At 46.2% G+C, this 26,275-nt stretch carries 25 protein-coding genes and 2 tRNA genes; 19 read left to right on the forward strand and 8 right to left on the reverse strand.

Annotation, left to right across the window (positions count from 1 at the left end; translation table 11 throughout):
* Positions 1 to 4: 4 nt before the first annotated feature.
* From glpB to F461_RS0112660, 3 genes are all read left to right on the forward strand, one after another.
* Positions 5 to 1,288: a glycerol-3-phosphate dehydrogenase subunit GlpB gene (glpB, locus tag F461_RS0112650; RefSeq protein WP_020001532.1), complete on the forward strand. Its 1,284-nt coding sequence runs from the start codon at positions 5 to 7 to the stop codon at positions 1,286 to 1,288.
* Positions 1,289 to 1,350: 62 nt separating this feature from the next.
* Positions 1,351 to 2,862: a glycerol kinase GlpK gene (gene glpK / locus F461_RS0112655; protein ID WP_020001533.1), complete on the forward strand. Its 1,512-nt coding sequence runs from the start codon at positions 1,351 to 1,353 to the stop codon at positions 2,860 to 2,862.
* A gap of 132 nt (positions 2,863 to 2,994) precedes the next feature.
* Positions 2,995 to 3,525, forward strand: coding sequence for a type 1 glutamine amidotransferase domain-containing protein (locus F461_RS0112660; protein ID WP_020001534.1), 531 nt, complete (start codon positions 2,995 to 2,997; stop codon positions 3,523 to 3,525).
* Between the two features lie 94 nt (positions 3,526 to 3,619).
* Here F461_RS0112660 and F461_RS0112665 read toward each other — a convergent pair whose 3' ends face one another.
* The 5 genes from F461_RS0112665 to F461_RS0112685 form a co-directional block, all read right to left on the reverse strand.
* The gene (locus F461_RS0112665) at positions 3,620 to 4,792 is read right to left on the reverse strand and encodes an MFS transporter (protein WP_020001535.1); all 1,173 of its coding nucleotides are present in this window, start codon (positions 4,790 to 4,792) and stop codon (positions 3,620 to 3,622) included.
* A gap of 437 nt (positions 4,793 to 5,229) precedes the next feature.
* Positions 5,230 to 5,856, reverse strand: coding sequence for a 3D domain-containing protein (locus F461_RS18750; RefSeq protein ID WP_020001536.1), 627 nt, complete (start codon positions 5,854 to 5,856; stop codon positions 5,230 to 5,232).
* Between the two features lie 331 nt (positions 5,857 to 6,187).
* Positions 6,188 to 6,610: an rRNA maturation RNase YbeY gene (gene ybeY / locus F461_RS0112675; protein WP_020001537.1), complete on the reverse strand. Its 423-nt coding sequence runs from the start codon at positions 6,608 to 6,610 to the stop codon at positions 6,188 to 6,190.
* A 5-nt stretch (positions 6,611 to 6,615) separates the two neighbouring features.
* Positions 6,616 to 8,907: an HD family phosphohydrolase gene (locus tag F461_RS0112680; RefSeq protein ID WP_020001538.1), complete on the reverse strand. Its 2,292-nt coding sequence runs from the start codon at positions 8,905 to 8,907 to the stop codon at positions 6,616 to 6,618.
* Between the two features lie 11 nt (positions 8,908 to 8,918).
* Positions 8,919 to 9,917, reverse strand: a complete 999-nt coding sequence (locus F461_RS0112685; RefSeq protein WP_020001539.1) for a PhoH family protein — start codon at positions 9,915 to 9,917, stop codon at positions 8,919 to 8,921.
* 259 nt (positions 9,918 to 10,176) lie between these two features.
* Here F461_RS0112685 and F461_RS0112690 point away from each other — a divergent pair, with 259 nt between their 5' ends.
* The 6 genes from F461_RS0112690 to F461_RS0112715 all read left to right on the forward strand — a co-directional run bounded on the left by F461_RS0112690 (position 10,177) and on the right by F461_RS0112715 (position 17,385).
* Entirely contained in the window at positions 10,177 to 11,277 is a 1,101-nt protein-coding gene (locus F461_RS0112690) for a glycosyltransferase (RefSeq protein WP_026364758.1), read from the forward strand.
* Between the two features lie 108 nt (positions 11,278 to 11,385).
* A complete protein-coding gene (locus tag F461_RS0112695) occupies positions 11,386 to 12,408 on the forward strand; it encodes a threonine aldolase family protein (protein WP_020001541.1) in 1,023 nt (340 codons plus the stop codon).
* A 345-nt stretch (positions 12,409 to 12,753) separates the two neighbouring features.
* A complete protein-coding gene (locus tag F461_RS0112700) occupies positions 12,754 to 13,695 on the forward strand; it encodes a DnaJ C-terminal domain-containing protein (protein ID WP_020001542.1) in 942 nt (313 codons plus the stop codon).
* Between the two features lie 37 nt (positions 13,696 to 13,732).
* Complete coding sequence (locus F461_RS0112705) at positions 13,733 to 14,062, forward strand: chaperone modulator CbpM (protein ID WP_020001543.1); 330 nt, start codon at positions 13,733 to 13,735, stop codon at positions 14,060 to 14,062.
* A 54-nt stretch (positions 14,063 to 14,116) separates the two neighbouring features.
* Positions 14,117 to 16,729, forward strand: a complete 2,613-nt coding sequence (gene clpB, locus F461_RS0112710) for an ATP-dependent chaperone ClpB (RefSeq protein ID WP_020001544.1) — start codon at positions 14,117 to 14,119, stop codon at positions 16,727 to 16,729.
* 74 nt (positions 16,730 to 16,803) lie between these two features.
* Positions 16,804 to 17,385 (forward strand): peptidylprolyl isomerase, encoded by a 582-nt coding sequence (locus F461_RS0112715; protein ID WP_020001545.1) that lies wholly within the window; start codon positions 16,804 to 16,806, stop codon positions 17,383 to 17,385.
* Positions 17,386 to 17,602: 217 nt separating this feature from the next.
* On the opposite strand, the gene F461_RS0112720 is transcribed toward F461_RS0112715, so the two are convergent.
* Positions 17,603 to 17,679: transfer RNA gene (locus tag F461_RS0112720), tRNA-Pro, on the reverse strand.
* 344 nt (positions 17,680 to 18,023) lie between these two features.
* Between F461_RS0112720 and pnuC the strand changes: the two genes are divergently transcribed.
* A complete protein-coding gene (gene pnuC / locus F461_RS0112725; RefSeq protein WP_020001546.1) occupies positions 18,024 to 18,656 on the forward strand; it encodes a nicotinamide riboside transporter PnuC in 633 nt (210 codons plus the stop codon).
* Positions 18,641 to 19,198 (forward strand): AAA family ATPase, encoded by a 558-nt coding sequence (locus F461_RS0112730; RefSeq protein ID WP_082208216.1) that lies wholly within the window; start codon positions 18,641 to 18,643, stop codon positions 19,196 to 19,198. The genes pnuC and F461_RS0112730 overlap by 16 nt, the downstream gene beginning before the upstream one ends.
* Positions 19,199 to 19,307: 109 nt before the next feature.
* Here F461_RS0112730 and F461_RS0112735 read toward each other — a convergent pair.
* Together F461_RS0112735 and F461_RS17880 are read right to left on the reverse strand one after the other, a co-directional pair.
* Positions 19,308 to 19,384, reverse strand: a tRNA-Pro gene (locus F461_RS0112735).
* Between the two features lie 449 nt (positions 19,385 to 19,833).
* Positions 19,834 to 20,307: a helix-turn-helix domain-containing protein gene (locus F461_RS17880; protein WP_020001548.1), complete on the reverse strand. Its 474-nt coding sequence runs from the start codon at positions 20,305 to 20,307 to the stop codon at positions 19,834 to 19,836.
* Positions 20,308 to 20,575: 268 nt separating this feature from the next.
* Here F461_RS17880 and F461_RS0112750 point away from each other — a divergent pair, with 268 nt between their 5' ends.
* The 8 genes from F461_RS0112750 to F461_RS0112790 all read left to right on the forward strand — a co-directional run bounded on the left by F461_RS0112750 (position 20,576) and on the right by F461_RS0112790 (position 26,273).
* Complete coding sequence (locus F461_RS0112750; RefSeq protein WP_020001549.1) at positions 20,576 to 21,022, forward strand: hypothetical protein; 447 nt, start codon at positions 20,576 to 20,578, stop codon at positions 21,020 to 21,022.
* A 178-nt stretch (positions 21,023 to 21,200) separates the two neighbouring features.
* Positions 21,201 to 21,455, forward strand: coding sequence for a hypothetical protein (locus tag F461_RS0112760; protein WP_155881394.1), 255 nt, complete (start codon positions 21,201 to 21,203; stop codon positions 21,453 to 21,455).
* Positions 21,456 to 21,762: 307 nt separating this feature from the next.
* Entirely contained in the window at positions 21,763 to 23,889 is a 2,127-nt protein-coding gene (locus F461_RS0112765; protein WP_020001552.1) for a Mu transposase C-terminal domain-containing protein, read from the forward strand.
* Between the two features lie 10 nt (positions 23,890 to 23,899).
* Complete coding sequence (locus tag F461_RS0112770) at positions 23,900 to 24,604, forward strand: AAA family ATPase (protein WP_020001553.1); 705 nt, start codon at positions 23,900 to 23,902, stop codon at positions 24,602 to 24,604.
* Positions 24,604 to 25,215 (forward strand): hypothetical protein, encoded by a 612-nt coding sequence (locus F461_RS0112775; protein WP_020001554.1) that lies wholly within the window; start codon positions 24,604 to 24,606, stop codon positions 25,213 to 25,215. Before F461_RS0112770 ends, F461_RS0112775 begins: the two co-directional genes overlap by 1 nt.
* Complete coding sequence (locus F461_RS0112780) at positions 25,208 to 25,432, forward strand: hypothetical protein (RefSeq protein WP_020001555.1); 225 nt, start codon at positions 25,208 to 25,210, stop codon at positions 25,430 to 25,432. Before F461_RS0112775 ends, F461_RS0112780 begins: the two co-directional genes overlap by 8 nt.
* Positions 25,429 to 25,662: a hypothetical protein gene (locus F461_RS0112785; RefSeq protein WP_020001556.1), complete on the forward strand. Its 234-nt coding sequence runs from the start codon at positions 25,429 to 25,431 to the stop codon at positions 25,660 to 25,662. Before F461_RS0112780 ends, F461_RS0112785 begins: the two co-directional genes overlap by 4 nt.
* An 8-nt stretch (positions 25,663 to 25,670) precedes the next feature.
* Positions 25,671 to 26,273, forward strand: coding sequence for a DUF3164 family protein (locus F461_RS0112790; RefSeq protein WP_020001557.1), 603 nt, complete (start codon positions 25,671 to 25,673; stop codon positions 26,271 to 26,273).
* Positions 26,274 to 26,275 lie beyond the last annotated feature (2 nt).

Here is a 26,275-nt window from a genome sequence, read left to right on the forward strand (position 1 = left end):
TGATATGAGCAACTTGCCAGTCACTGAACGTGATCTTTTTGTAGTAGGTACCGGTATTGCTGGAATGTCCGCTGCTGTTTACGCAGCAAAGCGCGGACTGTCTGTTTCGCAGGCAGGCAGCACCGGTGAAATCGTGTTTTCCAGCGGCTTATTTGATGTGATGGCCGTTCATCCTGTGGCGGAAAAAAAGCTTTGGGAAAATCCTTGGGAAGCAATGGCGGCAGTTTCTGCTGATATGCCTAATCATCCTTACGCGCATGTGTCCCGTGAAGATGTGGAAAAAGCATATGGCGAACTGTTCGACTTTCTTTCTGAATTCGGTCTTGAGTACCGTATGGAGAAAGACGCTAATAGCAAGGTTCTTACCCCAATCGGCACAGAAAAAACCACATGGGCTGTTCCAGCTACTATGTGGGCAGGTGTAGAAGCTTTCAAAAACAATGCTCCGGCTTTGTTGATTGACTTTGAAGGCCTTCGTGAATTCAGCGCAAAACAGGTTGCCACCACTATTGGTGAGAAGTGGTCTAACCTGAAAACAATGCGTCTTGAGTTCCCGGACTCTGCATCTATGAAGCCTATTCTTACCGGTATCATGGCACAGTCCATGGAACTTAAAGAAACCCGCGAAAAACTGTACGCTCTTATTAAGCCTCACCTTAACGGTGTAGAGGCTGTTGGTGTACCTGCTATTCTGGGTATCTATACTACAGGTGAGATTCTGGAAGAAATGGAAAAAGAGCTTGGCGTAAAAGTTTTCGAACTCCCGACGTTACCGGCTTCGGTTCCGGGTATGCGCTTAAAGAGCCTTTTTGAAGGAAGAATTAGTACCTTAGGTGTTGATTTAAAGTTACAACATAAGGTATTTTCCATAACCCCACTCGACGATGGTCGCTATGAAGTGACCTTCGGTGTACAAGCGCCAACGGAAAAAGTAGTTGCCAAAGGCGTTGTGCTTGCCACCGGTCGTTTCCTCGGCGGCGGACTGTACGCTGACAGACATCACATTGTGGAGACTGTGATGGGGCTGCCAGTATCTCAGCCAGCTGATCGTGAAGAGTGGCATCGTACAGACCTTCTTGATCCTCGCGGACATAAAGTTAGTTCCGCAGGAGTTGAGGTCGATTCTTCATTCCGCCCAGTTGATGAAAACGGAAAAGTTGTACATGAGCGTGTATACGCTGTCGGCTCTCTGTTAGCTCATCAGGATTGGATGCGAATGAAGTGTGGAACTGGCATTGCGGTTGCTAGTTCGCTTCGTGCTGTTGAAGCATTTGTAGCTCAGCAGTAGGCTTACTGTTTAAGTATTAATCAGTATTATTGTTAGCCTTACCCTAAAAGTGGAGGATCACTATGTCTAAGTACATTGGCGCTGTTGACCAGGGAACTACTAGCTCACGTTTCATTATTTTTGATAAAAAAGGCCGTATTGTCGGCATGGATCAGAAAGAACATGAGCAGATTTTCCCTAAACCAGGCTGGGTAGAGCATAACCCGATGGAAATTTGGGCAAATACTCAGGAAGTTATTAAAGGCGCTTTAAAGAAATCCGGCATTAGCGGTTCTGATATCGCTGCGATTGGTATTACTAACCAGCGTGAAACTACTGTTATCTGGGATCGACAAACTGGTAAGCCATACTACAACGCAATCGTTTGGCAGTGCACCCGTACTGACAAGATTTGCAAAGAATTGATGGCTGAAGGTGGACAGGATCGTTTCCGTGAAAAAACCGGTCTCCCGATTGCTACTTACTTCTCTGGTCCTAAAATGAAATGGATCATGGATAATGTACCGGGCGTGAGAGCTGCTGCACGTAAAGGCGATGCTCTTATCGGCACCATGGAAACCTGGATTATCTGGAACCTTACTGGCGGCGCAAAAGGCGGCGCACATGTAACTGACGTATCCAACGCTTCCCGTACTATGCTTATGGACCTTGCTAGTCTCGAATGGGATAAAGAAATCCTTGAGATCATGGATGTTCCTGAGGCAGCTCTTCCTCGTATCGTATCTTCTTCTGACGATGATACTTGGGGTACTACTGAAGAACATGGTCCTCTCGGCGCACGCGTTCCTGTGTGTGGCGCGTTAGGTGACCAGCAGGCAGCGCTTGTTGGACAGGCTTGCTTTGATACTGGTGAAGCGAAAAATACCTACGGTACTGGTTGCTTTATGCTTCTTAATACCGGCACAAAGCCTATCCAATCCAAACAGGGTCTTCTTACTACCGTTGGCTACAAATTCGGTAAGGAAGAAACCGTGTATTGTCTGGAAGGCTCCATTGCAATCGCAGGTGCTCTTATTCAGTGGCTGCGTGATAACCTTAACCTCATTAATTCAGCACCTGAAGTTGAAGAACTTGCTAAGTCTGTGGAAGACAATGGCGACGTTTATGTTGTCCCTGCATTCCAGGGCTTGTTTGCTCCGTACTGGCGCTCCGACGCTCGCGGCGTAATCGCAGGTCTTACCCGTTTCGCGAACAAAGGTCATATTGCACGTGCTTGTCTTGAGTCTGTTGCATATCAGACCCGTGACGTTCTCGAAGCAATGAACAAAGATTCCGGTGTTGATCTTACTACCCTCAAAGTTGATGGTGGTATGGTAATGAACGAACTGCTTATGCAGTTCCAGTCTGATTGTCTGTGCGTACCTGTTATCCGTCCTCAGGTTACAGAAACAACTTGCCTTGGTGCTGCATACGCTGCAGGCCTTGCAGTAGGTTACTGGTCCGGTATTGAAGACCTTCGCTCTAACTGGGCTGTCGACAAAACATGGGAACCACAATTCAGCAAAGAAGAACGTGAAAAAGGTTATGCTGGTTGGAAGAAAGCGATTACGCGTACTTTTGACTGGGTTGAATAGTCCTTATTCACCATTCGTAATTTTAAGCGCACAGGGCACAGCCCTGTGCGCTTTTTTATGTTCTGCAAGAGAGGTAATAACAGAATTAATCCTTCTGCGTGGTAGAGTAAGTAGTAAAGCAGGAGGCGCAAAATGGGCTTATTGGATGGAAAAAAAGTATTAATGTTTGTAGGAAATCTTTTCGAAGACCTTGAGCTCATGTATCCTAAGTTGCGTCTTATAGAAGAAGGCGCAGCAGTGGTTCTTGCTGGGGTAGATACAAACACGGTATACAAGGGGTATCATGGATACCCAGCAAAGGCAGATATTTTACTTTCAGATGTGAATCCAGATAATTTTGATATTCTGGTTATTGCGGGTGGCTTTGCCCCGGATAAATTACGCCGTAATATGGATGTAAAAAATATTACCCGGGCAATGCATCAGCAAGGAAAAACCATTGCGTTTATTTGCCATGCAGGTTGGATTCCAATCTCTGCCGGTATTGTAAAGGGATACACGTGCACCTCTACACGCGGTATTACGGATGACCTTGAAAATGCCGGAGCTAAGTGGGTAAATGAACCTGTTGTTGTGGATCGAAATCTCATCAGCAGTAGAGTACCGGATGATCTTCCAGCTTTTTGCAGAGCGATTATTCAGCTTGAAAGCAATAAGAGTTAGCGAAATAAAAAAGCCCCTGTGACACATGTTCACAGGGGCTTTTTTTATTGTGGTGTTTTGTCGCTACGGCAAAGCACAGGTTCATACCGTAGTATTAGTTTTCTGTTTGATCGTCTGAAGGACAGTTCAATGCCAGAACAAACATTGCTACCCCAATAGATATTGCTGTGTAAAAGACGGCAGATATTCCGCCTAAAAGAAGAGGGATAGAAAATAGTGGTGGCCCTATGGTTTGTGCAATTCGGAGTACGGTGCCGTTTACAGCCATTACCGCGGCGCGTTTTTCAATAGTTGCGATGCCGGTAAGCTTTGCAGCGAGGTTCGGGAAAGATAAGCCTTGTCCCATGCCGAAGAAGCTAATTGGAATGGCTAGGAGCCAGAATGTATGAGGAATAGGCATTGTTACCATTGCTGCGCAGAAAAAAATTGCAGCGAAGCACAACATAGTGCGTACAGATACAGTCTTACGTAAGCGTCCCAACTGTGATGCTGCAGCCCCTGTGAATAGTGAAGAAATTCCGAACAGGAAACCGATGCGGGATGGGCTTGCATGAAATACCGTATCCGAAAGTATCGGTACATATGTGATGATAGGGCCGTAGAGGATTGTGAAGGTGCAAAGCGTCATTCCAAAGAGGATTAGCGCTTCTTTTGAAGAAACAATCAGTGCAGTCTTTTTTAAATAGCTGGCGACAGTCTCGTTTGATTTTGGATTCGGGATATCTAAATATATGGCGCACAAGGCCGCAAGCGGGAGGGCTAATATTGGGAGCATGAAAGGGTATTGCCAGCCGATTTCACCAAGCAGTCCACCAATGAAAGGAAAAATTGCAGTGCCGAGACTGAGCACCGTAGCGCTGTAGCCCATTACTTCGAGGCGTTTTTTCCCGGAGTACAGATCACCTACAATGGTTCCGTAGAGCAGGCTGATCGGCGCCACCCCTATGCCCTGCAACACTCGAAGGAAAAGAATGGTCTTGAAGTTTGTAGTTAATGAACAAGAAAAACCTGCAAGTCCAAAGATAATGAGTGCCGGAATGAGTACCGGTTTTCTGCCATATCTGTCTGCGATAATTCCGGCGAATGGTGTAAGAAAAATACCGGGAAGAGTGAAACTTGTGAGGATTAATCCAATTTTTTCTGCCGGTATGTGTAAGGAACGGCCAGCACTAGGTAATACGGGAAGGATGCTTGAAACACCCATAACAACAAAGAGGGTGATGCCGAAGATTAAGAGTAAGTTTTTGTCTTTAAGGGGGAAGTTCATGCAGTGCTCGTGGGTGAAAAATAATTAATGCAGGACTTGTTTAGTTCTTGGCATGCATAAGGTCAAGGAACACTGCCGGGGAGGGGGGATCCTTTTGTTATCAACGCTGGTTCATATCTATGGTTTTCGTTTTAGAGTTGCATCCAAGATTGTTCCTATATACTGTAGGATATGGGAGGGGGGACAGAGGAGTTATTTTTATGGAAAAAAAGGTTCGATGCCCCTATTGTAATAAGGTATTTCGATGCAGGATCCGAGCTATTAGCGGAGAGGGACGTGTTATCGATATAACCTGCCCTTATTGCAAAGAAAAGTTGATATTGAAATCGGATATGGTCTTAAGTGAAAAATAGTTCATTTTATTATTTAGTTTTTGTGTAAACAAAACGCCTCTGGAAGCGCTTCCAGAGGCGTTTTGTTTGGTATCCCCAGTGCGTTCAATTTGGGCGTGTGAACGTGGGGTGGGTCGTGCGTCTGCATATATCTTCGGTAGCAAGAAGAACACTTTTGTGAGGAGGATGGTAGAGTTGTGTGTAAGTTTCTTCTGGTACTGGTGTAGGTGCGAGTAAGTAGGCTTCAAGATTTCTTCTGCCAAAGGTGAGTGCCTTTGTTGTTTCAGGAATGAACACGTCTAGTTGGTTCTTTTTACGCTTTGCCATAAGATCCTCAATGGTAAAGATTCCTAAGGACTTAATGTATACTTTTTTACCAAAGGTCCAGCCCTTGGCAAAAAGATCACGTGAAACCGCGATGATGCCTGGACGAACTTTGGTGTTGTACGCAGTAATGAACGGAGTGGAATCAGTCTCTGCGCTGCGAGGGCTGTATGCAGTTACTTTCACAATTCGTTTGGCGCGTGAGTCATGTAATGACTGGCGTGTACTACGCCCGAGCTCAAGGGCAAGCTCTGCCTGAATGGAGTTGTTGCGCAGCACAACTTGCATGGCATGAATTGATTGATTCTGAGTTTCAATCAATTGCCTAAGCTGGCGAATCTCATGCTGGTGCTGCATGATGAATGTCATAGCAGCGAGCGAAAGGATTAAGTATGCACAGTTTTTCATTATTGCCCGTATAGGTAAAAAGTGTAGTGTGCGAGTGTTCTACTATACAGTAGAAACAATATTGGGCAATACTCTTTTGTATTAAACTGTGTATACTAACCGATAGTAGTGTATCTAATGAACCTTCTTGATAAGAATAAATGTGTTTATAGCGAGAAAGCCCCAGTTGACTTGGGTTTTGCATGCCTTTTAGTTGTATTAAATAAAAACACCATGCAGTATAAGTTGCATGGTGTTAGTTTTTGCAGGCTGTATGTTGCGTATAATTCTAGAAAATTGATAGAAAAATAGTGTGTCGTTGATAGTAACGGCAACATACTCTGTAATAAGTCTATCTGGTAGCAGCAAGCCCTGCATTGACAGCGACGTCGGTTAGCGCAAACATTTCTTCTCCATGATCGTAACCTGCCAAGTGCAGCATCCCGTGGGCAATAAGGCGCAGTGCATGTTCTGTCCTGTCTTGTCCATACAAAAAACATTCTCGCTCCAGCGTATCCATAGACAGGGCAAGCCACCCTATGTTTTGTGCGCTGCCATCTTCTGTTGAAGGGAATGACAGAATGTTAGTCGGGCCATCACATTGGAGGAAGGATGAGTTTAAATCTGCAACGGTGGCGTCATCCACCAAGTTGATTTCAACATCTTTTCCTTCATGTCCGATGGCGGAAAGCATAGCATTCATTACACGAGTAAGTTCAGTGCATGAAAAGGGAAGAAGCCAGTCAACAGACTGGCTTTTTTTTACTGTAATCATATATTCTACGCTGCTTCTGGAGCAGGTCCTTTTTTAAGTTTCTCAGACCTTTCGTGGTACCCTTTTTTTTCTTCATTATTTTTTATGCATCCCGCACGTTGCTCCTCCGGGTATTCAATCCTCCGATGGAAAATTCCGGTAAGAACTCGATGGAAGCTTTCACCGACTTTAGTCAGATCGGAAAATGTTAACTCGGAGTCATCCAATTGCCCCTCAGAGAAAATTCCCTTGGTGATAGACTCGATATGTCCGCGTAAGCGACTTGGAGTAGGGTCAGCAAGCACGCGGCTTGAGGCCTCAACGGCGTCAGCCAGCATAACGATAGCAGCTTCTCTGCTTTTAGGTTTAGGACCGGGGTAACGGAAGTCATCTTTGCACAGACTTTCATCCTGCTCTGCCGCTTTTGTGTAAAAATAACGGATAACAGAAGTGCCGTGATGCTGTTGAATAATATCCTCAATTTCGTGGCCAAGGCGGTACTTACGGGCAAGTCCAACCCCTTTTTTAACGTGAGAAACAAGAATGAGGGTACTCATGGCAGGAGTAAGTTTGTCGTGTGGGTTTTTTGCCCGTCCCTGATTTTCAATGAAGTATTGCGGTTTAACCAGCTTGCCGATGTCATGATATAATGCAGCCACTTTACAGAGCAGACTGTTCGCACCAATAGATTTAGCACCGGCCTCTACAAGGTTAGAGAGGATGAGAGAGTGATGATATGTACCCGGGGCATTCATCATAAGTTCCTGAAGCAAGGGCTGCTCAAGGTTCATCAATTCCATCAGCTTAAATCTTGTCGTGTAATTAAAAATCAGTTCAATAATTGGGCTGAAGGCAAAGACAACCAGTAGGGAAATTAATCCGTTTGCAGCGGCAAAGGCAGACCCGACAGCGACAGTTTTCATGTCCAGCTGCTGGTAGAGGGCTAGACCAACCCATGTAACGAGTAATCCAACCATGAGTGGAAGTCCGCTGGCGGCGATATCCTTGCGGCTTTCTGCGTGTTGTACCAGCCAGACGTTTAGCATTCCGCCAATAAAGTAGAACAGGAAGAGCTCAATAGTTCCCCCCATCATAACAGTACAGAGGAAACTGGTAATAAGCGCGATAACGCTGCATCGTCTGATTCCGAAAATGAGTCCGACCAACCCCAGTGCTCCGGGGACAGGATAGAGGATCGGCAGAATATCAACGGCGTGTTGAGCTCCGTCAAGATTTCCTTGCAGGAGAGTGAAAGCCTTAGCTCCGCCAGCAAATAAAATAATAAGCAGTGTCGTGAGCAGGAGGTCTTCGTCACGTAATGAACAAAACCTACGGCCTCTGCGTTCGAAGGCCAGTCCTCCACCGAGCAGGAGAGTGGTTATAAATACACCCAGCATCTGGTATGGGAAGAAACGTTGGTTCTTATGTGCCAAAAGTGCCTGTAGTTTTATTTGGATAGGTAAGGTGACGCGTTCACCTTTACGGACAATGCTCTCCCCTTTTTTAATGCTGTAATAGACAGGATCAACTGCATCCACGGCTAATTGCTCTCGCAACTGTGTTTCTACCCTGTTAGGAGTGATTGTTGGAGTGAGCACCGGGGATACAAGAGTGAGAACCGCATTGCGTGTGCGCAGCGGTGCTTTGCCCTTTTTGCGCAGCTCTTTTAGCAATCCTTTTTTGGTGGTTGAAATATCATCAACCCGAAAAGCAACTGAGTGGAGAGTTTCGTTGTTTTGCGCAAGATCGCGGACAAGGTATCCGTTTCTGTTTTGTAGTAAGAGTGTGCGGTCTGCCACAATACCTTTGTTAAGTTTGTCTACAATGTAGGGCAGGGCCTGTGTATAGAAAATAGTTTGGAAGCTCTCTTCTTTCCAGTGGTGGTACGTCTTGCGGGATACTTCAACATTGAGAAGCTCCTCAATTTGCCAGCGGATAGAGTCTTCCTCACTTGTAGAAGCCATCGGGGAGTTAATCAGATCAAAAATCACTCGGAATTTGTCTTGGATCTTTGAGATAGGAGATCGATCGAGGTCATAAATTGGCGGTTGTAGTGCCGCAACTTCTCTGCGTTTGGCGAGTGTGGAACTGGTATCTTCAAAGAGTAGGTTTTGGGTCGCGAGCACATCTTGTGCTGCAACGTCCCCTGCAACGTACAAGGGCAGAGGAGGGCGTAGGTTTGTTCCGCTAAGAATTGCAAGGCTGATCAGGGCAATAAGGAATACAAAAATGCCAAGGCTCGGGAATGACGAAATGGCATTACGCATCTTGGAAGATGCTTTTTGTCCTGAACCGCGCGCTTTACTTTTAGAAGTCATAGCCTGCTCGGTTAATCTTTGTTTGTCAGTTCTGTTGTATAACGCTCATAGGCATTTACAACTTTAGCAACCAGAGGATGACGGACAACGTCATCTTGGTGAAAATGTAAAAAACGGATTCCGCTGATATTTGTCAAGACCCTTTGCGCCTCAATAAGACCGGAGCGGTGTATGTGCGGTTGGCCACATACCGGTAAGTCAATTTGTGTTACATCTCCAGTAACTACCATGCGGGAACCGTATCCCATACGTGTTAAAAACATTTTCATTTGTTCAGGGGTAGTATTTTGCGCTTCATCCAATATAACGAATGCGTTATTAAGCGTACGGCCTCGCATGAATGCTAATGGAGCTATTTCGATTACTCCGGTCTCAATCATTTGGGCAACTTTCTCTGAATCCAGCATGTCATGCAGGGCATCGTAGAGAGGGCGTAAATACGGGTCGACTTTTTCCACAAGGTCCCCGGGCAAAAATCCTAATTTCTCACCCGCCTCAACCGCTGGTCTCGTGAGGATGATTTTTTGCACTTTTTTGGTGAGAAGCATTGATAATGCCATTGCAACAGCCAGATATGTTTTACCTGTTCCGGCAGGACCTATTGCAAACACCATTTCGTTCTCACGTAATGCAGCCAGATAATCACGTTGGCTTAATGTTTTGGGAGCGATAGTTTTTTTAGGAGAAACAACAAAAACAGATTCTTTAAACAGTTTTGCTAAATTTATGTTTGGTTCGCGCTGCAGCATACCGTAGGCATATGTAATATCTTTAGAGTATACTGTGTTACCTGCCTTGAGCAGGCCGTATAGCTGTGTGATGAGGTTAAGAACCGTTTGCAGTGCATCTGGATTGGATGATACGGCAGAAAGAGTCGTGCCTTTAGTATCCAACTGAACACCACTTTGCTTGGTAATAAGCCTGAGGTGTTTGTTTTGCGGCCCAAAGAGGGCGTTCGCAAGTTGAATGTCATCAAAGTCCAATGTTTTCGTCACGGATGTGTTTGTCATATACGTTCTAGCCGCATGCTTGCGGGAAAGTTAATGTGCATAATCTGCCCGTGTGGTAGCCTGTTTTTGGGAATGAGTCTACTCGGGTAATTTTGCCGGCAGGATTTTATAATTTTCCGCAGTGTGGCTGCGCTAACAATATCTTTAGGGACCTGTTGACGGAGCAGTGCGCAAGGTGTCATTGGTCTGAGCAGCCTTAATAATTATGAAAAAAACAGTACACTTGCTTTCTGGGCGTGTTGCTGTCATGAGTCCACACATGAAAACGATACAGATCATTAATGTCCGTTGGTTTAATGCTACGGCCTGGTACGGACTATACCTTGCCCGCTTGCTGCGCGAGGCAGGCCACGAGACACTGGTCATTACAGAACCGGATACAGAGGCTGACGCTAAAGCTAAAGAATGGGGATTTACTCCCTTGCATTTTGATTTGAATTCTTCAAATCCGTTTAAACTGGTGCGTGCCTATGTACAACTGTACAAGCTTATTAAACAATTTACTCCGGATATAGTTAATTGTCATCGGGGTGAAGGTTTTATTCTTTGGGGATTATTACGCAAGAGTCTTGGATCATTTAAACTTGTACGTACAAGGGGAGATCAGCGTCTTCCTAAAAATAATCTTCCGAATCGCTGGTTGCACACCAACGTTGCCGATGCTGTTGTTGCCACAAATAGCGTGATGGCAAATCATTTTATTTCCAAATTGCATGTGCCGGAACATAAACTATCCACTATTTTAGGTGGGGTTGATACAGAAAAGTTTGTGTTTAATCACATAGGGCGTACTGCATTTCGTGAAAAGCTTGGCTATGATGAATCACATTTTGTGGTTTCTATGCTCGGTCGTTTTGATGAAGTGAAGGGGCAGAAAGAGCTTATTGAAGCCGTCGGAAAGCTTTATAATGAGAAAGGAATGAAGCAGCTTCGCCTTATGTTGCTCGGGTTTGAGACAGCGACGTCTCAGGACGAAGTTGAGTCATGGATTACTGCCAATAATATAGGAGAGATTACCTGCATTACGGGTAAAGTCCCTGATGTTTCTGCTGCTATTTCTGCAATGGATTTAGGTGTTGTTGCTTCCAAATGGTCTGAGACGATAGCACGGGCAGCCTTTGAAATCATGGCGTGTAAGCGTCCGCTTATTTCAACAGGCGTGGGCGTGATGCCGGACTTTATGGATGAAGAAGCTATGTTTGAAGCAGGAAGCGTTGATGCGTTAGCAGACAAACTTGAGCGAGCTGCTAACGATAATACGTATCTTCAGCGTATTTTTGATTTGCAGCAGAAAGAAATCGCAAAGCTTTCCGGACAGCATTTCCTTGAAAAAACGTTAAGCTTATACTTAAATTTGTAGCGATGATTGCTTTTCAGTAGCGAATGAGTCGGTAACAAAATTTTACTAAGCCGCTTCTAAGAGGAGGCGGCTGTTCTTCGTGTCATATAGCGCTAAAGGAGCTAGGTCGTGATTAACTTTGCCAGTGATAATTATTCCGGAGTGCATCCGCGTATTATGCAGGCTCTTGCCGCCGCAAACGAAGGCTGTGCCTGTGCATACGGTGACGATACATATACTGCGGATGCAGATGCCGCATTCAAGGCATTATTTGGCGACAATGTTGCTTCATATATAATGGTTAACGGCACGGGTGCTAATGTACTTGGACTGGCTGCACTTATGAGACCGTATCATGCCGTTGTGTGTTCAGCTATGGCGCATATTAATGTTGATGAGACAGGTGCTCCTGAGAATGTACTTGGTAGTAAGCTTCTTACTGTGGAGTCAAATGATGGTAAACTGACTCCGAGTGATGTGGAACAGTTGCTTTTTGCAAAGGGGGTTGTGCATCATAGTCAGCCTAAAGTTATTTCCATTACGCAGTCCACAGAGTATGGTGCTGTATATACTCCCGAGGAAGTAAAAGCATTGGGTGAATTTGCCCGTGAACACGACATGTTCTTGCACATGGACGGCGCACGAATTGCAAACGCAGCCGCTGCGCTTAATGTGGATGTTGCTTCATTTACTCGCGATGCCGGTGTTCATGTACTTTCTTTTGGTGGTACAAAAAATGGTATGATGTTCGGCGAAGCCGTTGTCTTTTTTGATCCAGCGCTTGCAGAGGGCTTTGAGTATCTGCGTAAGCAGAATCTTCAGCTGCTTTCTAAAATGCGCTTTGCTTCCTGCCAATTTAAAGAATTGTTACGTGACGGTTTGTGGCTCGAAACAGCACGACACTCTAATGCGATGGCAAAACGTCTTGCAGAAGGTCTTGCTGATGTTCCCGGTGTGAAAGTGTGCAATAAGGTTGATGTAAACTCTGTGTTTGCGATTATCAGCCCGGGGCATCAGAAGGCATTGCATAAACAATTCGCATTTTATGAGTGGGATGAATCAACACACGAAGTTCGTCTTGTTTGTTCATTTAATACGACAGAGCAGGAAGTGGATAGCTTTATTGCCGCTGCAAAAACTATCTGTGCATAGTGTTTTGTTCGAAAAATAAATAAGTTATTATGAAACAGCACGTTTCCTGAGATGCTTTTCAGGACAATGTGCTGTTTTTTATTGCCAATATTGCAGAGGTATGGGGTTGACTCGAACAATCTTGAACCTATTGTAGTGTTGTATCTATTTGTTCAACATATAGAAAATGGCTGTTGTTTTCAGGACGCTGGGTAACGGTAGCTTTATATATGTACCTGTTGCGCCGTGGGGAAAATATAAGAGTCCCCGTACCGGGTTTGAGTAATACTAAACCGGTGTGCACGGCGCCCATATCGAATTTGATATCCATAAAAAATACGTATTTTTATATAGATAGGGGTGATCATGTCTGTTGAGTATAAAGATTATTATAAAATTTTAGGTGTTTCAAAGACCGCAGGGAAAGATGAGATTTCTCGTGCGTTTAAAAAGCTTGCGCGCAAGTACCACCCTGACCTGAACCCTAATGATAGTGAAGCTGAGAAGAAATTTAAAGAAGTCAACGAAGCGAATGAGGTGCTGAAAGATCCTGAAAAACGTCGCATGTATGATCAACTTGGCCCTAATTGGCAGCAGGGACAGCAGTTTGGCGGTGGAGGCTACCAGAATATGAATTTTGGTGGTTTCCAGGGCGGCGGTGACTTTAGTGACTTCTTTGAAACTATCTTTGGCGGAGGCGGGGGCTTTCAAGGAGCAGGAGGTTTTCAGGGCTTCGGCGGGCATGGTGGCGGATATGCCAACCGTCCGCAGCGTGGGCGTGATGTAGAGGCCTCTTTATCCTTAACATTAGAAGAAGCATATCATGGCGGTCGTAAATCTATTACACTTTCAGATGCTGGCGGCGGCACAAAATCACTGGAAGTGAATATTCCGGCCGGTGTAAAAGATGGCGCACGGATTCGTCTATCCGGTCAGGGTGACCATGGATATGCTGGCGGTGGCGCAGGAGACTTGTATCTTAAAGTTACTATTGCTCCGCATCATCGGTTCACTCTTGATGGTCTGAATATTCTTCTCGATTTGCCTCTTTCTCCTTGGGAAGCAGCTCTGGGCGCAGAGGTTACCGTGCCTACGTTAGATGGCAATGTGAGCTTGCGTATTGCGCCGGGTACCGGCAGCGGTCGTAAGTTGCGCCTGCGTGGAAAGGGGCTGGGTAACACCTCAAACAAAGGTGACCAGTTTGTACGGATTAAGATTGTTGTTCCGGAATCTACTACAGATAAACAGAAAGAAATGTGGGAAGAGCTTGCAAAAGAGTTTGAAAGCTTCAGCCCGCGTGATTTTTAGTATGACATAATATCTTCGCAAATACGGGAGGCTTGCAATGTCACGTACTATTCTAGAGTTACAAGCGATATCTGAAGAATTGCCCGTTCAGTCGGATCGTATTGCGTGGGCTCAATTTTTAGAGCTTACCGGAATTCATCCATCTAAATTGGGTGAGTTGCTTGAGATGGAATGGATTATTCCTGTGAAGGCTGCGAATGAATATTACTTATTTACTCGCAAAGATGTGTTCCGTGTCCGCAAGCTTCTTCGTATTTGTAAAGATTTCAGCTTAACCGCAACTGGCGGCTCAATAATTATTGATTTACTTGAACGAGTTGAAGAGTTGGAACGCAAGGTTCATGAGCTTGAGTCTGGCGTGGAATAATACCGCAACTACGATTAGATATTTCACAATGTTCAATGATTCGGAGAGTGCAATATGGATTTAAATCAGTTTACTGAAAAATCTCAGGCAGCCATTAGCGAGGCACAAAACATTGCAATTCGTTTCGGACACCAGCAGGTAGATGTTGATCACCTCGTGCTTGCATTGGTGGATCAGGAACAGGGGCTTGTTAGGCGTATTTTAGAGCGCGTGAATGTAGACCCTTCCCGTTTTGGGTCTGCGTTGGAAAAAGAAGTTCGTAAAAGACCTTCCGTAAGCGGGCCCGGTGCCAGTCATGACACTATTCTGGTGACACAGCAGTTAAACCAGTTGCTGGTGCGTGCGCAGGATTTTGCAAAGCGTATGAAAGATGAATTTGTCAGCGTTGAGCATTTATTTTGTGTCGCGTTAGAACCGCCTATGGCTCCTGCGGTTGCGGCGGTTGTTAAGGCTATGAACGTTTCTTACGAAGAGGTTTTGAAGTCTCTTAACGAAGTTCGTGGTGCACAGCGTGTTACATCACAGAATCCGGAAGATACCTATGAAGCCTTGATCAAGTATGGTCGTGACCTCGTGGATGAAGCACGCAGAGGAAAACTTGATCCCGTGATCGGACGCGATTCTGAAATCCGTCGTACCATCCGTATTCTTTCCCGTCGTACAAAAAATAACCCGGTACTCATTGGTGAGGCTGGTGTTGGTAAGACAGCTATTGTTGAAGGGTTGGCTCATCGCATCCTTAATGGTGATGTGCCTGAAAGTCTGAAGGACAAAAGTCTGTTTGCTCTTGATATGGGTGCGCTGATTGCCGGTGCCAAGTATCGTGGTGAATTTGAAGAACGTCTTAAAGCGGTTTTAGCAGAAGTTGAAAAATCTCAAGGCCGTATTTTAATGTTCATCGATGAACTGCATACCATTGTAGGCGCCGGCAAAACAGAAGGCGCGATGGATGCGGGCAACCTGCTCAAACCTATGCTTGCCCGTGGTGAACTGCACTGCATTGGTGCCACCACTCTTGATGAATATCGCAAGTATATTGAAAAAGATCCTGCGCTTGAGCGCCGGTTCCAGCCTCTTGTTGTAGACCAACCGTCATTAGAAGATACTATTTCTATTCTGCGTGGTTTGAAGGAACGTTTTGAGGTGCACCACGGTGTGCGTATTAGTGACTCCGCCATTGTGGAAGCTGTAACGTTGTCCGACAGATATATTGCAGACCGCCAGCTGCCGGATAAGGCTATTGACCTTATTGATGAAGCAGCGGCAATGATCCGGACAGAAATAGACTCAATGCCTGCGGAACTGGATGAAGCTAACCGTAAGATTATGCAGCTTGAAATTGAGCGTGAGGCACTTCGAAAAGAAACAGACGAAGCCTCACGGGAGCGTTTGGAAAAGCTTGAAAATGAACTTTCCGAGTTGCGCGGCAGCCATGCAGATCTCATGTCAAAATGGGAAAAAGAGAAGGGCGCAATCGATTCGCAACGGGAATTGAAAGAGAAAATTGAAGAGACAAAACGCAAAATTGAAGAAGCTGAACGTAATTATGATTTAAATACGGCAGCACAGCTTAAATATTCTGTGTTGAATGATCTTGAAAACCGTCTGAAACCAGAACAGGACGAAGAGAGCGTTGAAGAGCGGCTGCTTAAAGAAGAAGTTCGTCCGGAAGATGTTGCCGGTATCGTGGCACGCTGGACAGGTATTCCCGTAACGCGCCTTGTTGAAGCCGAACGTGACAAACTCTTGCGTCTGCCTGTTGAACTGCATGAGCGCGTTGTTGGGCAGGATGAAGCTGTAGAAGCTGTTTCTGAAGCCGTTCTTCGTTCGCGCGCAGGGCTTTCAGATCCCAACCGTCCAATTGGTTCTTTTATTTTCTTAGGGCCGACCGGCGTTGGTAAAACAGAGTTGTGTAAGACTCTGGCAGAAGCATTGTTCGATTCTGAAGATAACATTGTACGGCTCGATATGAGCGAGTACATGGAAAAACATACGGTTGCACGCCTTATCGGTGCGCCTCCGGGCTATGTTGGTTATGATCAAGGTGGACAGCTTACTGAGGCTGTGCGTCGTAAGCCGTATAGTGTTGTGCTTTTTGATGAAGTTGAGAAGGCACATCCAGATGTATTCAATACGTTGTTACAGATTCTGGATGATGGCCGCTTGACGGACAGTCAGGGGCGTACTGTTAACTTTAAGAACACTATTATTATTATGACCTCCAACATTGGTGCGCCACTGTTGCTTGAGGGTATTTCTCCTGACGGATATCTTGCAGAAGGTGTGCGTGATATGGTTATGCAGGAATTGCGTAAGCACTTCAGGCCGGAGTTCTTGAACCGTGTAGATGAAACTGTACTCTTTAAGCCGCTGTTGCGTGAGCAGATTAAAGAAATTATTGAACTTCTTCTTGGAAGGTTGCGTGGACGGCTGGAAGGTCGTAAGATCACGCTGGAACTTACCGAGGCTGCACGCAATTTTATTGCAGACAATGCGTACGACCCTGTGTACGGTGCTCGTCCTCTGCGGCGGTATTTGCAGCAGAGGATAGAGACTACGCTTGCGCGCAAGCTTATTGGTGGTGAGTTACGAGAAGGGCAGCATGTCGTCATCGATGTTGTAACGACTGACGGCGATTTTGATGATCTGCAATTTTCGATTTCGTAATAGGAATATTGCGGATAAAAGCTGCTTTTGATAATGCACCAGCAATTAATGTAAAGAATATGGAGAGAGTGCACATGCGACTTTTACATTTACTTGGCGCAGTAGCGCTTCTTTTAGCAACATTCACCTCCAGCGTTGCGCTGGCTAAAGGGGAACCTGTTTTGATTAAATTTGAAACCACAATGGGCAACTTTGTTGTTGAACTAGATACAGAAAAAGCTCCTGAAAGCTCTAAAAACTTCGAGCAGTACGTTCGCGACGGTTTTTACGATGGTACTATTTTCCACCGTGTAATCGATAACTTCATGGTACAGGGCGGCGGTTTTGACGCTGACATGAACCAGAAGCCAACCCGTGAGCCAATCAAAAACGAAGCAGACAATGGCCTTGCTAATGATAAATACACCCTTGCAATGGCACGTACTCAGGATCCTGATTCTGCTACTGCACAGTTCTTTATCAACGTTAAAGATAACGCATTCCTTAACCACTCCGGTAAAACTGTGAGCGGATGGGGCTACGCAGTATTCGGTAAAGTTGTAGAAGGTACTGAAGTTATCGACGCAATGAAAGGCGTAAAAACTGGCAGCTTCGGTTTCCATCAGGACGTTCCTGTTGAACAGATTGCAGTCATTAAAGCATACGTTGTAGAATAGTACACTTCGTTGCACGAGTTGCGGCGGGGAGATACTTCCTAAAATGAAAAGGAGCTTCAGAGAAATCTGAAGCTCCTTTTTTTATGCTCACCATTTATGGCGGAAATATAAGAATGTATTATGGTCCGTTGGTGCTGCTGTCATCGGAAGGCTGTGTGATGGTTGTGGAAGAGCACACAAAAAAAGCTCACAGTATTTACTGTGAGCTTAAAATTCGTGGTCGGAGAGACAGGATTCGAACCTGCGACCCTCTGGTCCCAAACCAGATGCGCTACCAACCTGCGCCACTCTCCGTCGCGAAAGTTGTGATAGGGAAATCTGGAGTTAGATGCAAGTAAAAAATGCAAAAAATATCTTTTTTTCATGATATTGTGCATGATGTAGCGGCCAGCATTCATAGGTTGTAGCATTACTGTATTTGCTGGAGGTAACTATGCTTGCGGTTTGTTGTGTGAAAAATAGGTGGGTATGGCGAGTTGACTTTGTTCATTTAATCAATACATAACCGCTCGTGTGTGCAGAGGCATCGTCAGGAGTAGTCTCGCCTTTTGCCAAAGGCTGTTCTCCATCGTTGCTTCTTTACTCTACATTTACACGGGTTGCGTCTGCTCAGGTGTAGCAACCCTAAAGGGAATATGATGGAATTACTTAATTTTGTTTTTGGCTTTGTGGATGCAATGAGCTGGCCTGAACGTATTTCAATTGCAACAGGGCTTATTTATATTGTGTTGAGTGTGCGACAGAAGCCCTTGTGCTGGCCGATTGGTATTGTCAGTGTAGGTATCTGGATGGTTGTCGTTTTTAACGGCAGACTTTACATGGATGCGTTTCTTCAGCTTGTGTATGTTGTACTCGGCTTTTATGGCTGGTGGCAGTGGTTGCGTGGTGGTGAAAATGACACTCCGCTACCGGTGCGCACTGTTGACCGTTCACTTGCGTTGAAGCTTACCTGTGTCGGTATCGTCGGGATCGGAATTTTCGGATATATATCACAGAATGTGCTGCATGCGGCATTTCCGTGGCTGGACACAGTCACAACTGTTATTAGCCTGATTGCTCAGTATCTGCTGGCGCGAAAATATTTGGAAAACTGGATACTGTGGATCGTTGCCGATGCAATGTATATCTACATCTACTTTGCAAAAGGCTGGACTGGATACAGCGGGCTTATGGCTGTATACACCCTTATGGCTATTGCTGGTCTTTATAGCTGGTATAAGTCTATGCGGGCAGATAGCATCAGTGCTGAGGCAAAATGTCAGACTGCATAGATACCAATATAACGGCTCCGATAATTCGGATTGTGCTTACCGGTTCGGAATGTACGGGTAAGTCGACATTGGTCAGCATGTTGGGAAAATATTATGGCGTGCCGCATGTTGAAGAGTATCTGCGTGAGTATTTTATCGCGAATAGGGGAGTGCTTACGCTTGAAGATGCTGTTCCTATTGCTAAAGGGCAGCTTGAGGCTGAATTGGCAGTAGAAGCCAAACGACCCCCTTTTTTGCTGTGCGATACGAATATGCTTTCGTCGGCTGTGTACAATAAGCATTATTATGGAACGAATCCGGAGTGGATTGAATCTGTCTTGGCTGATCGGATGTATTCGTTATATATTTTTTGCGGCATAGATATTCCGTGGGAAGATGACGGACAACGAGATAGGCCGGAAGAGCGCGGATACATGCAGAGCTTATTCCGTAAAGAGCTTAAAGCACGTTGTGCCTCTTTTGTTGAAGTGCAAGGAACGCGACAGGAACGTCTTGCGAGTGCTGTAAAAGCAATCGATGCGGTACTGTTCGGGAGTTGTTAACTACTGAAATTAAAAAAACAAAGCGTCTCTGTGAAAACACAGGGACGCTTTGTTTTTTTGCAGAAGGTATAAAAAAAGCTCACAGTGTTTACTGTGAGCTTAAAAATCGTGGTCGGAGAGACAGGATTCGAACCTGCGACCCTCTGGTCCCAAACCAGATGCGCTACCAACCTGCGCCACTCTCCGTCGCGAAGAATGTAACTAAGGAAAACTGGCGAGACTTGCAAGTAAAAAATGCAGTATTTTTAAAAAATCATCACATCTTGGGATGGGTGTAGGGGGACACCCGACTTGAGAAATACCGGATAGGCTAGATTTAATAGTACGGATATAGGCTGAATGTAGGACTGATGCGGGCTTTCGCTGATACGTTGGGCTTGTTTTTGGGCTGAAATCCTAAATGAGAAAAATGCGCTTTTTCGTGTGATTTTGACTTTCGAAATGAGAAAGTTTTTGCACGAAAAAGCGCATTTTGTCGTCCAAAATCAAATGATAATCGACGAGACTAAAGAGGGGTGTCAGTGTTATAAATCATCATACCGCCATTATTGACAAAAATAACATGAGGCGGCATTTAGTAAGTAGCTACAAACTAAAAAGCGAGGGAAGTGGTACCACATTCCCTCGCTTTCTCTTTAAGCAGTCTTGCGCGCGCTGGCGGTGCTTTCTGTGCTATCTGTAGTAGCCTTATCTGTAGGCGCGGCGCGGGCTTTCAGCTCACCTTTCAGTAAGCCTATCTCTTCTTTTAGCTTTCCATTCTCTTTCAAAATTGTCCTGTTTTCAGCATTTAATTCACGCAGCTCTTTTGAGAGTTCGCGCACTTCTTCTCGTTCTTTATCTAAACGCGCTTCCAGCTCAGTGCACCGGGGGCAGTTTTCTTGATGTGTAGGTTGAGAGCTTTCTTGTCGTCTCTCGCTTTCTATGCCGAGGAGTAACCAGCTCGGAGATGCGTCAAAATTTAAGCATATGTTCTCGAGCACTTCAGAAGGCGGAAGGCTCCTACCTTTCTCGTAAGCCCTTAGCGTATTCATGTTTATTCCGATCCGGTCAGCAAATTCTCTTTGAGAGAGGTTGCCGCGAATTTTACGAATCCTGTCTGCTATTTTCATACGCAAAAGTTCCAAGTGCTAACTTTTGCATAAACTTTTGCGCACACTGTTAAGTATAATCTTTATGGATATCAATAGGTTAGGTTGAAATCGCATAAAAATAAACTTTTGCGTCAAATATTGTTGACTTATCGTCAAAATTTAAGCAAAAAAGAAAGCACGGGCGGTTAAAAAATTAATTCAATTCTTAATTCAATTTTTAACCTGCTCATAACAAGAGGTCAACAAGTCAGTTTGGACGGAATACGTTGTTAGATTGGACGGTAAAATGATGAGACAGGCAAAATTATTTCAGTACTCGACGCGGGATGAACAAGTGGCGCAGCTTGCGGGAATTCTTCCGCAGATGCGCGCTGTTATGAACCGCGTCATGAAAGAACAGCCCAACTTGTCCCGTGATCAGCTTGCTGATGAACTGACAGAAATTTCCCACGCTGCTGGTATCCAGTTGAGCACCAGGAACGCCAAGAGCGTATCGAGAGCCGCACTGGATAAATGGTTGCAACCAGCGGCGAAGGAACACCCCCCACCTATTCTCGCAGTCGTAGCGTTCTGCATGGCTACGGGAGATGTCTCGCCCCTACAGCCAATTCTACAGGCCGTAGGGTGCGAGATTATGAGTGAGGATGATAAGAAGCTGCGCGACTATGCAAGGGCGATTTTGTCAGAGAAGGAAGCGAAGAAGCGTAAGAAACAGTTGGAGGCACAGCTATAATGGCAACAATTGCAGGGAGAAACCGTAAGCCTTGGGCGATTCGAGAGTTTTTATATGAACAGGGGCATACAATGTCGTCGCTAGCGAAGGAGGTAGGGGTCTCCGCGGTGCAGGTTAGGAAAACAATTATTGGTGATGATGATAGTCAGCGAGTTTTAACAGCCCTAGTCGAAATGGGGTGTCCTTTAAAGCCGCTGAGTTTGCCGGATACTATGAAACTGAGAGAGGTGGTGTGATGTGTAAAGAGCATGACGAAAAAATCTATCTGTTGGCAGAAAAACTGCGTCAGGCGATTGAGGAAGCGAAGGCGGATAAAGGTACGGCTGCCAAAGCAGCAGCCGTAGCTTTAAACGGGTTATCAAGAGATACGCATGTGCTTGTGACTATTCAGCTGTCTCCAGCAGTTTTTTATGAAGGGTTGAAACAAAAGTAGCGAATACTTTAGCTTGCCTTTCCGCCTCATTAACTTGGCCCTCGTGAGTTACGGTAACATTTTCGCTTGTTTCCCCATACGGGTTTTGGGCAAGCCAAAGCTCTTTAGCCACTGTAAGCAATACATCATCAGTTACTTTCATTTTCCGGTTCCTTTTGAGTTTAATGATTAAAGATACACGTTGGTTAAGGCATACCAAAAGGAGCCGGAACTCACAAATTTCTGATTAGGCGACGGGGACACACATAACGGCGCGGGATAGCCTCCTGCGCCACTTAAAGAACTTTTGAACACAGGTAGTTATTTCATGTTGAAAGAAGCATACACAACCAAAGAGCTTATGGTCGCGCTTACGATTAAGGCTGAATCGTCGATTACTCGCCGTGCCAAGCGTGAGTCATGGCAAGCCCGCCCGCGTGTAGGGCGTGGCGGCGGTAGCGAATGGCTTGTGGCTTCTATGCCGGATGTGACCCGTACAGCGCTTGTGTCTGCGGAAGCCCGCCTTGCGGAGCAACGGACAGTGAAGCCGACTGTACCGACCCTTGCTACTGCTGGCGTAAGTGATGTGAAGCGTAAGAAAGCCTTAGCTCGTGCGGATATGGTTGCACTATATACAGATTGGCTTGCAAAGGCCGGACACGGAACAAAGGCAACGGCGCGTGATTCTTTTATACAAGCGTATAAGGGCGGTGCGTGGCCTCAGCTCCTTGAAGCATTGGGTTCTAAAGTTTCGTGGAAATCAATTGAGCGCTGGAAGGTCGGGCTTCGTAAAAATAAGACAGTTGTGGCTCTCGTAGACAGACGTGGAGCAGGAAATGAGCAGCGTGCAAAAATGACTGAGGCACATGCAAAACTCCTTCTTAACGCGGTGCTTCAGCCAAACCATCCAACTGTTAGCTCTGCTATTCGGATGGCTACTTCAGCTATGAATGCTCAGCAGCTTGAAATACCCGCAGAGCGTACTATGCGTCGCTTCATTGCAATGTGGAAGGAAACCAACTTTGGCACTTGGGTTTATACCCGTGAAGGTAAAAAGGCGTGGAACGACAAAGCGGCTTTTTATATTGAACGCGATTACAGCTTGATTGAGGTAGGTGACATAGTGGTCGCTGACGGGCATGTCCTCAACTTTGAGACACTTAACCCGTGGACAGGTAAAGCGCAGCGCATGGAACTCATTATGTGGTATGACATGAAATCAAACTGCCCGCTCGGGTGGGAAATCATGCCTACAGAAAACACCCAGTCTATTGCGGCAGCGTTCAGACGTGCGGTTATGACACTGGGTAAATATCCTCTTATTGCCTATCTTGATAACGGTAAGGCGTTTCGCTCTAAATATTTCAACGGCGTAGACTTTCGCCAGACCGGAATAGCTGGGTTATTCCAAGATCTTGGTATTCACACAATTTTCGCATGGCCTTACCACGGGCAATCCAAAACAGTTGAACGTTTTTTCGGCACATTGCATGAGCTGGAACAATGGGTGCCTTCTTATGTCGGTAACTCAATTGATGCAAAGCCCGCCCGCCTTAACAGGGGGGAACCTTTGCACCGTAAGGCATATGAGGCAGCCGGAGGACGCCCGCTTACCTTGGAAGAAACGCACTACATAGTTGCCAAATGGATAGACGATTACATTTCGCGTCCACAGCGCGGTCATCTTAATGGCAAGACTCCCGCAGAAGTTTTTATGCAAGGCAAAGGGGCAGGAGTTGATGAAACTAAGCTTCGTCATTTGATGATGGCAAAGGCGGTTCGGCAAGTTAGGCGTGAAGGAATCCGCTTCCTTAACGAGCGCTATTACGACGGGATGCTGCATGGCAGAACCCATCCGGTACAAATTAAGTATGATTTGCAAGACCCCTCATACATTCTTGTCTACAGCGAGGATGGCGGTGAGTTTCTTTGTAAAGCGCAGCGTCAGAATGCGTTGCACCCTGCCGCAAGCCTGCTCGGTACGGATCAGCACCGAGAGGAGCTGAAACAGGCAATCGACTTGAAGAAGCAACAAGAAAAAGACGCTTCTAGTATTGCCCGTCAAGTTCTTGCGGACTCGCTTGCGGATCAACGTAACCGTATGATTGTCGCTCAAAATGAGAAAATTGAGCCGAAGGCGCAAGAGGCTGCTCCTCTTTCACAGGCCAAGGTTCTCAGCATTGAGTCCGCCAAAAAGAAAGCGCAAGCCAAGCGCGAACAAGCACCAAGTTATGTCCCGCCTGCTGAGAAGCCTGAGATTGTTACCGAACTGGATAAGTACGATTACCTGTTCATGCTGTCAGTGAAAGAAGGGATTGTCCTGCGTGAAGCTGATCGGGAGTGGATGGAATATTACGAGAGCACCGAAGAGTACAAGCAGGTTGCTGCACCGCGTTACGAGCGGCTCCGTAAGCTTTATGAGAAGAACCGCCCGTGCGTGGCGCAAGCAAACTAAAGGATGAGTTATGAGACGTGATGTTTTTATTGAAACCCGCAATGTGCTTGAATTCCGCCAGAAGGTGGGCTTCTTGGAAGACAACCTTAACGGTGAGCCGGGCTTTGCGCTTGTTTTCGGTCAGGCCGGACGAGGTAAAACAGAAACAACCCGCAACTATCACGCAATGTCAGGAGGGGTGTTTCTGCGGGTGATGCAGGGATGGACTCAGAATTCGTTCCTGCAGGAGCTTTGTTATCAGGTTTGCGGCTTGCGCCCTCGTAACTCAGCAGCATGTAAGACGAGAATTATTGAGGCGTTGGACGCGTCCCCACAGACAATATTTGTGGATGAGGCTGACCGTCTGCACGTGGATCGTATTGAAGACTTGCGCGATATCTTTGACACAACCGGAGTGCCAGTTGTGCTTATTGGTGAGGAAGAGTTACGGGGCTTGCTTGGAACTCGTCGCCGTATTTGGAGCCGCGTAAAGCAGGTTGTTGAGTTCGGTGCTGTTGCTGAAGAGGACGTAGCTTTCTTAGCGGATGAGGCAGCAGGGTTGAACATTTCACCTGAGGCGTGTGCTCAAATAGTGCGGTATGCCGACGGGGATTTCCGCCTCGTTTGGAGCTTTGTAGGGCACTTGGAAAAAGCGGCAAGAGCGCATGAAGTACATGACGTGAACGTTGCCCTTGTAGCTAAAGTTGCAAAACAAGTGGCTAGCTGGAGGCGGTAATGAGTAACCGTAAAATGCCATTGCTGCGCGAGGCGGCAAGAAACCTAGGGAAAACTGAAGAAGTTTTTTCAAACAAGATGCTCTACGCGGCTCTTGGCGCGGATAGCGAAGCGGATAAAGACCGCATTCGTACACAGGCTTCTGCCCTTGTTCGTTCCGGTGAGTTGGTGCGGGTAACACGTGGGCAGTATCGCTACAATGCACAGGCTGCACCTTCAAGAGAAGCGGAAAAGATCACTCGCATGTGGCGAACTCTTAAAACCTCTAAGCCCGGATTTTCAATTCAAGAACTGGCGAGGGTATCGGGCGCCGGCTATCATCACGCTGCTGGTTATATGCGCGCGCTTGAAAAGACGGAATATGTGCGGCGTGCCGGAAAGCAGGGAAACACCATTTTGTACCGGGCAACTGCAAAAGTGCGCCAGCAGCAACACGCCTTTCAGCCCCCAAAAGGTTTGTCAGACCCATTTGAAGTTGAAAAAGCCTGTTTGCATGAGTTGCTCGGTCTATTCATGCAGCGTGATCTGCATCAGCCAAAAGTAAAACAGCGTGTGGCAGAATTGAGCAAAACTATCCTGAATCGGTTTGAAGAGCAGGAAGAACATGTTTGATGGCCTTGAACTGTGTGCTCTAAAACGTCCTGATTTGCCCACAATTAAAGTAAATAAAAAGTATATGCTGTGGGTGAAAATCGGCGGGGAATATCAACTTAAGGACGTACAGGTTAAGGCTATGCGGCAGACAAGCCGCAACGCGTATGAAGTGGATGTGTTTGGATACGGCTTTCGTAAGACAGTAAGCACAAAAAAGCTACGGGAGAGAGTATGAGCGAAACAGCAAGACGTACAGGAAATGTTGGTTGTTGTATTTCAGTTCCTAAAGGTCCCATTTCTGGAGCACTGCATACAAATTTGATTGAGATGGCAGTTCATATGCAGAGCCTCCCGCCGAAGTCTTTTGAAGTAGCAAACATCGCGTACAAGAACGCGCTGGCAGAAGTAGAGCGGGTTGCCGAACTGGAACAACAATTTAACGGCGAATTGCCGCAAACAGCATAGGGGAAATTATGACACCAGAAGGATACATGGAAAACGCGCAAGGGCATCTTGTGCCAGTTGAGCAGGTGAAGCAGATAGACTTAGCTCGTCATGAGCTTGTGATGGAAAAGGTCGCTAAGGTTAAGGCTATGCAGGAGCAACTTGCCGCTCTTAAAGGCGAGATCATGAACGATGTGGAAGCGTTTGTGTCGCTCTCAGCAGAGCAATATGGCGTAAAACTTGGCGGTCAGAAGGGGAACGTATCCCTTATTTCATATGACGGACGCTACCAGATCAAGCGGCAGATCAGTGAGCACTTGGATTTTGATGAGCGTCTTCAGGCCGCGAAGTCCCTCATTGATGAATGCCTGAAGGACTGGACTGAGGGCAGCCCCGGCGAACTGCGTGCGGTGGTGAATGATGCGTTTCAGGTGGACAAAGAAGGCAAGATAAATGTCGGTCGTATCCTCGGCCTGCGCCGTCTTCAGATTTCAGATGAGCGTTGGAAAAAGGCAATGGAAGCTATTTCTGATTCTATCCGTGTGACCGGAACAAAAGCCTACTTTCGTGTGGGTGAGCGTAATGCAAGCGGTAAGATGGTGACAATTCCGCTGGATATTGCAGCGTTGTAGGA

The sequence above is a fragment of the Halodesulfovibrio aestuarii DSM 17919 = ATCC 29578 genome (assembly GCF_000384815.1).
In the GTDB taxonomy this organism is placed as follows: domain Bacteria; phylum Desulfobacterota; class Desulfovibrionia; order Desulfovibrionales; family Desulfovibrionaceae; genus Halodesulfovibrio; species Halodesulfovibrio aestuarii.

Excerpts from the sequence above, each read along its gene's own strand:
- F461_RS0112785 (WP_020001556.1), top strand. The coding sequence starts at position 25,429 with ATGAGCGAAACAGCAAGACGTACAGGAAATGTTGGTTGTTGTATTTCA.
- glpB (WP_020001532.1), top strand. The coding sequence starts at position 5 with ATGAGCAACTTGCCAGTCACTGAACGTGATCTTTTTGTAGTAGGTACC.
- F461_RS18750 (WP_020001536.1), bottom strand. The coding sequence starts at position 5,856 with ATGAAAAACTGTGCATACTTAATCCTTTCGCTCGCTGCTATGACATTC.
- F461_RS17880 (WP_020001548.1), bottom strand. The coding sequence starts at position 20,307 with ATGAAAATAGCAGACAGGATTCGTAAAATTCGCGGCAACCTCTCTCAA.
- F461_RS0112665 (WP_020001535.1), bottom strand. The coding sequence starts at position 4,792 with ATGAACTTCCCCCTTAAAGACAAAAACTTACTCTTAATCTTCGGCATC.
- clpB (WP_020001544.1), top strand. The coding sequence starts at position 14,117 with ATGGATTTAAATCAGTTTACTGAAAAATCTCAGGCAGCCATTAGCGAG.
- ybeY (WP_020001537.1), bottom strand. The coding sequence starts at position 6,610 with ATGATTACAGTAAAAAAAAGCCAGTCTGTTGACTGGCTTCTTCCCTTT.
- F461_RS0112765 (WP_020001552.1), top strand. The coding sequence starts at position 21,763 with ATGTTGAAAGAAGCATACACAACCAAAGAGCTTATGGTCGCGCTTACG.
- F461_RS0112715 (WP_020001545.1), top strand. The coding sequence starts at position 16,804 with ATGCGACTTTTACATTTACTTGGCGCAGTAGCGCTTCTTTTAGCAACA.
- F461_RS0112685 (WP_020001539.1), bottom strand. The coding sequence starts at position 9,917 with ATGACAAACACATCCGTGACGAAAACATTGGACTTTGATGACATTCAA.
- F461_RS0112680 (WP_020001538.1), bottom strand. The coding sequence starts at position 8,907 with ATGACTTCTAAAAGTAAAGCGCGCGGTTCAGGACAAAAAGCATCTTCC.
- F461_RS0112700 (WP_020001542.1), top strand. The coding sequence starts at position 12,754 with ATGTCTGTTGAGTATAAAGATTATTATAAAATTTTAGGTGTTTCAAAG.
- F461_RS0112730 (WP_082208216.1), top strand. The coding sequence starts at position 18,641 with ATGTCAGACTGCATAGATACCAATATAACGGCTCCGATAATTCGGATT.
- F461_RS0112790 (WP_020001557.1), top strand. The coding sequence starts at position 25,671 with ATGACACCAGAAGGATACATGGAAAACGCGCAAGGGCATCTTGTGCCA.
- F461_RS0112750 (WP_020001549.1), top strand. The coding sequence starts at position 20,576 with ATGATGAGACAGGCAAAATTATTTCAGTACTCGACGCGGGATGAACAA.
- F461_RS0112775 (WP_020001554.1), top strand. The coding sequence starts at position 24,604 with ATGAGTAACCGTAAAATGCCATTGCTGCGCGAGGCGGCAAGAAACCTA.
- F461_RS0112660 (WP_020001534.1), top strand. The coding sequence starts at position 2,995 with ATGGGCTTATTGGATGGAAAAAAAGTATTAATGTTTGTAGGAAATCTT.
- F461_RS0112690 (WP_026364758.1), top strand. The coding sequence starts at position 10,177 with ATGAAAACGATACAGATCATTAATGTCCGTTGGTTTAATGCTACGGCC.
- glpK (WP_020001533.1), top strand. The coding sequence starts at position 1,351 with ATGTCTAAGTACATTGGCGCTGTTGACCAGGGAACTACTAGCTCACGT.
- F461_RS0112705 (WP_020001543.1), top strand. The coding sequence starts at position 13,733 with ATGTCACGTACTATTCTAGAGTTACAAGCGATATCTGAAGAATTGCCC.
- F461_RS0112780 (WP_020001555.1), top strand. The coding sequence starts at position 25,208 with ATGTTTGATGGCCTTGAACTGTGTGCTCTAAAACGTCCTGATTTGCCC.
- pnuC (WP_020001546.1), top strand. The coding sequence starts at position 18,024 with ATGGAATTACTTAATTTTGTTTTTGGCTTTGTGGATGCAATGAGCTGG.
- F461_RS0112770 (WP_020001553.1), top strand. The coding sequence starts at position 23,900 with ATGAGACGTGATGTTTTTATTGAAACCCGCAATGTGCTTGAATTCCGC.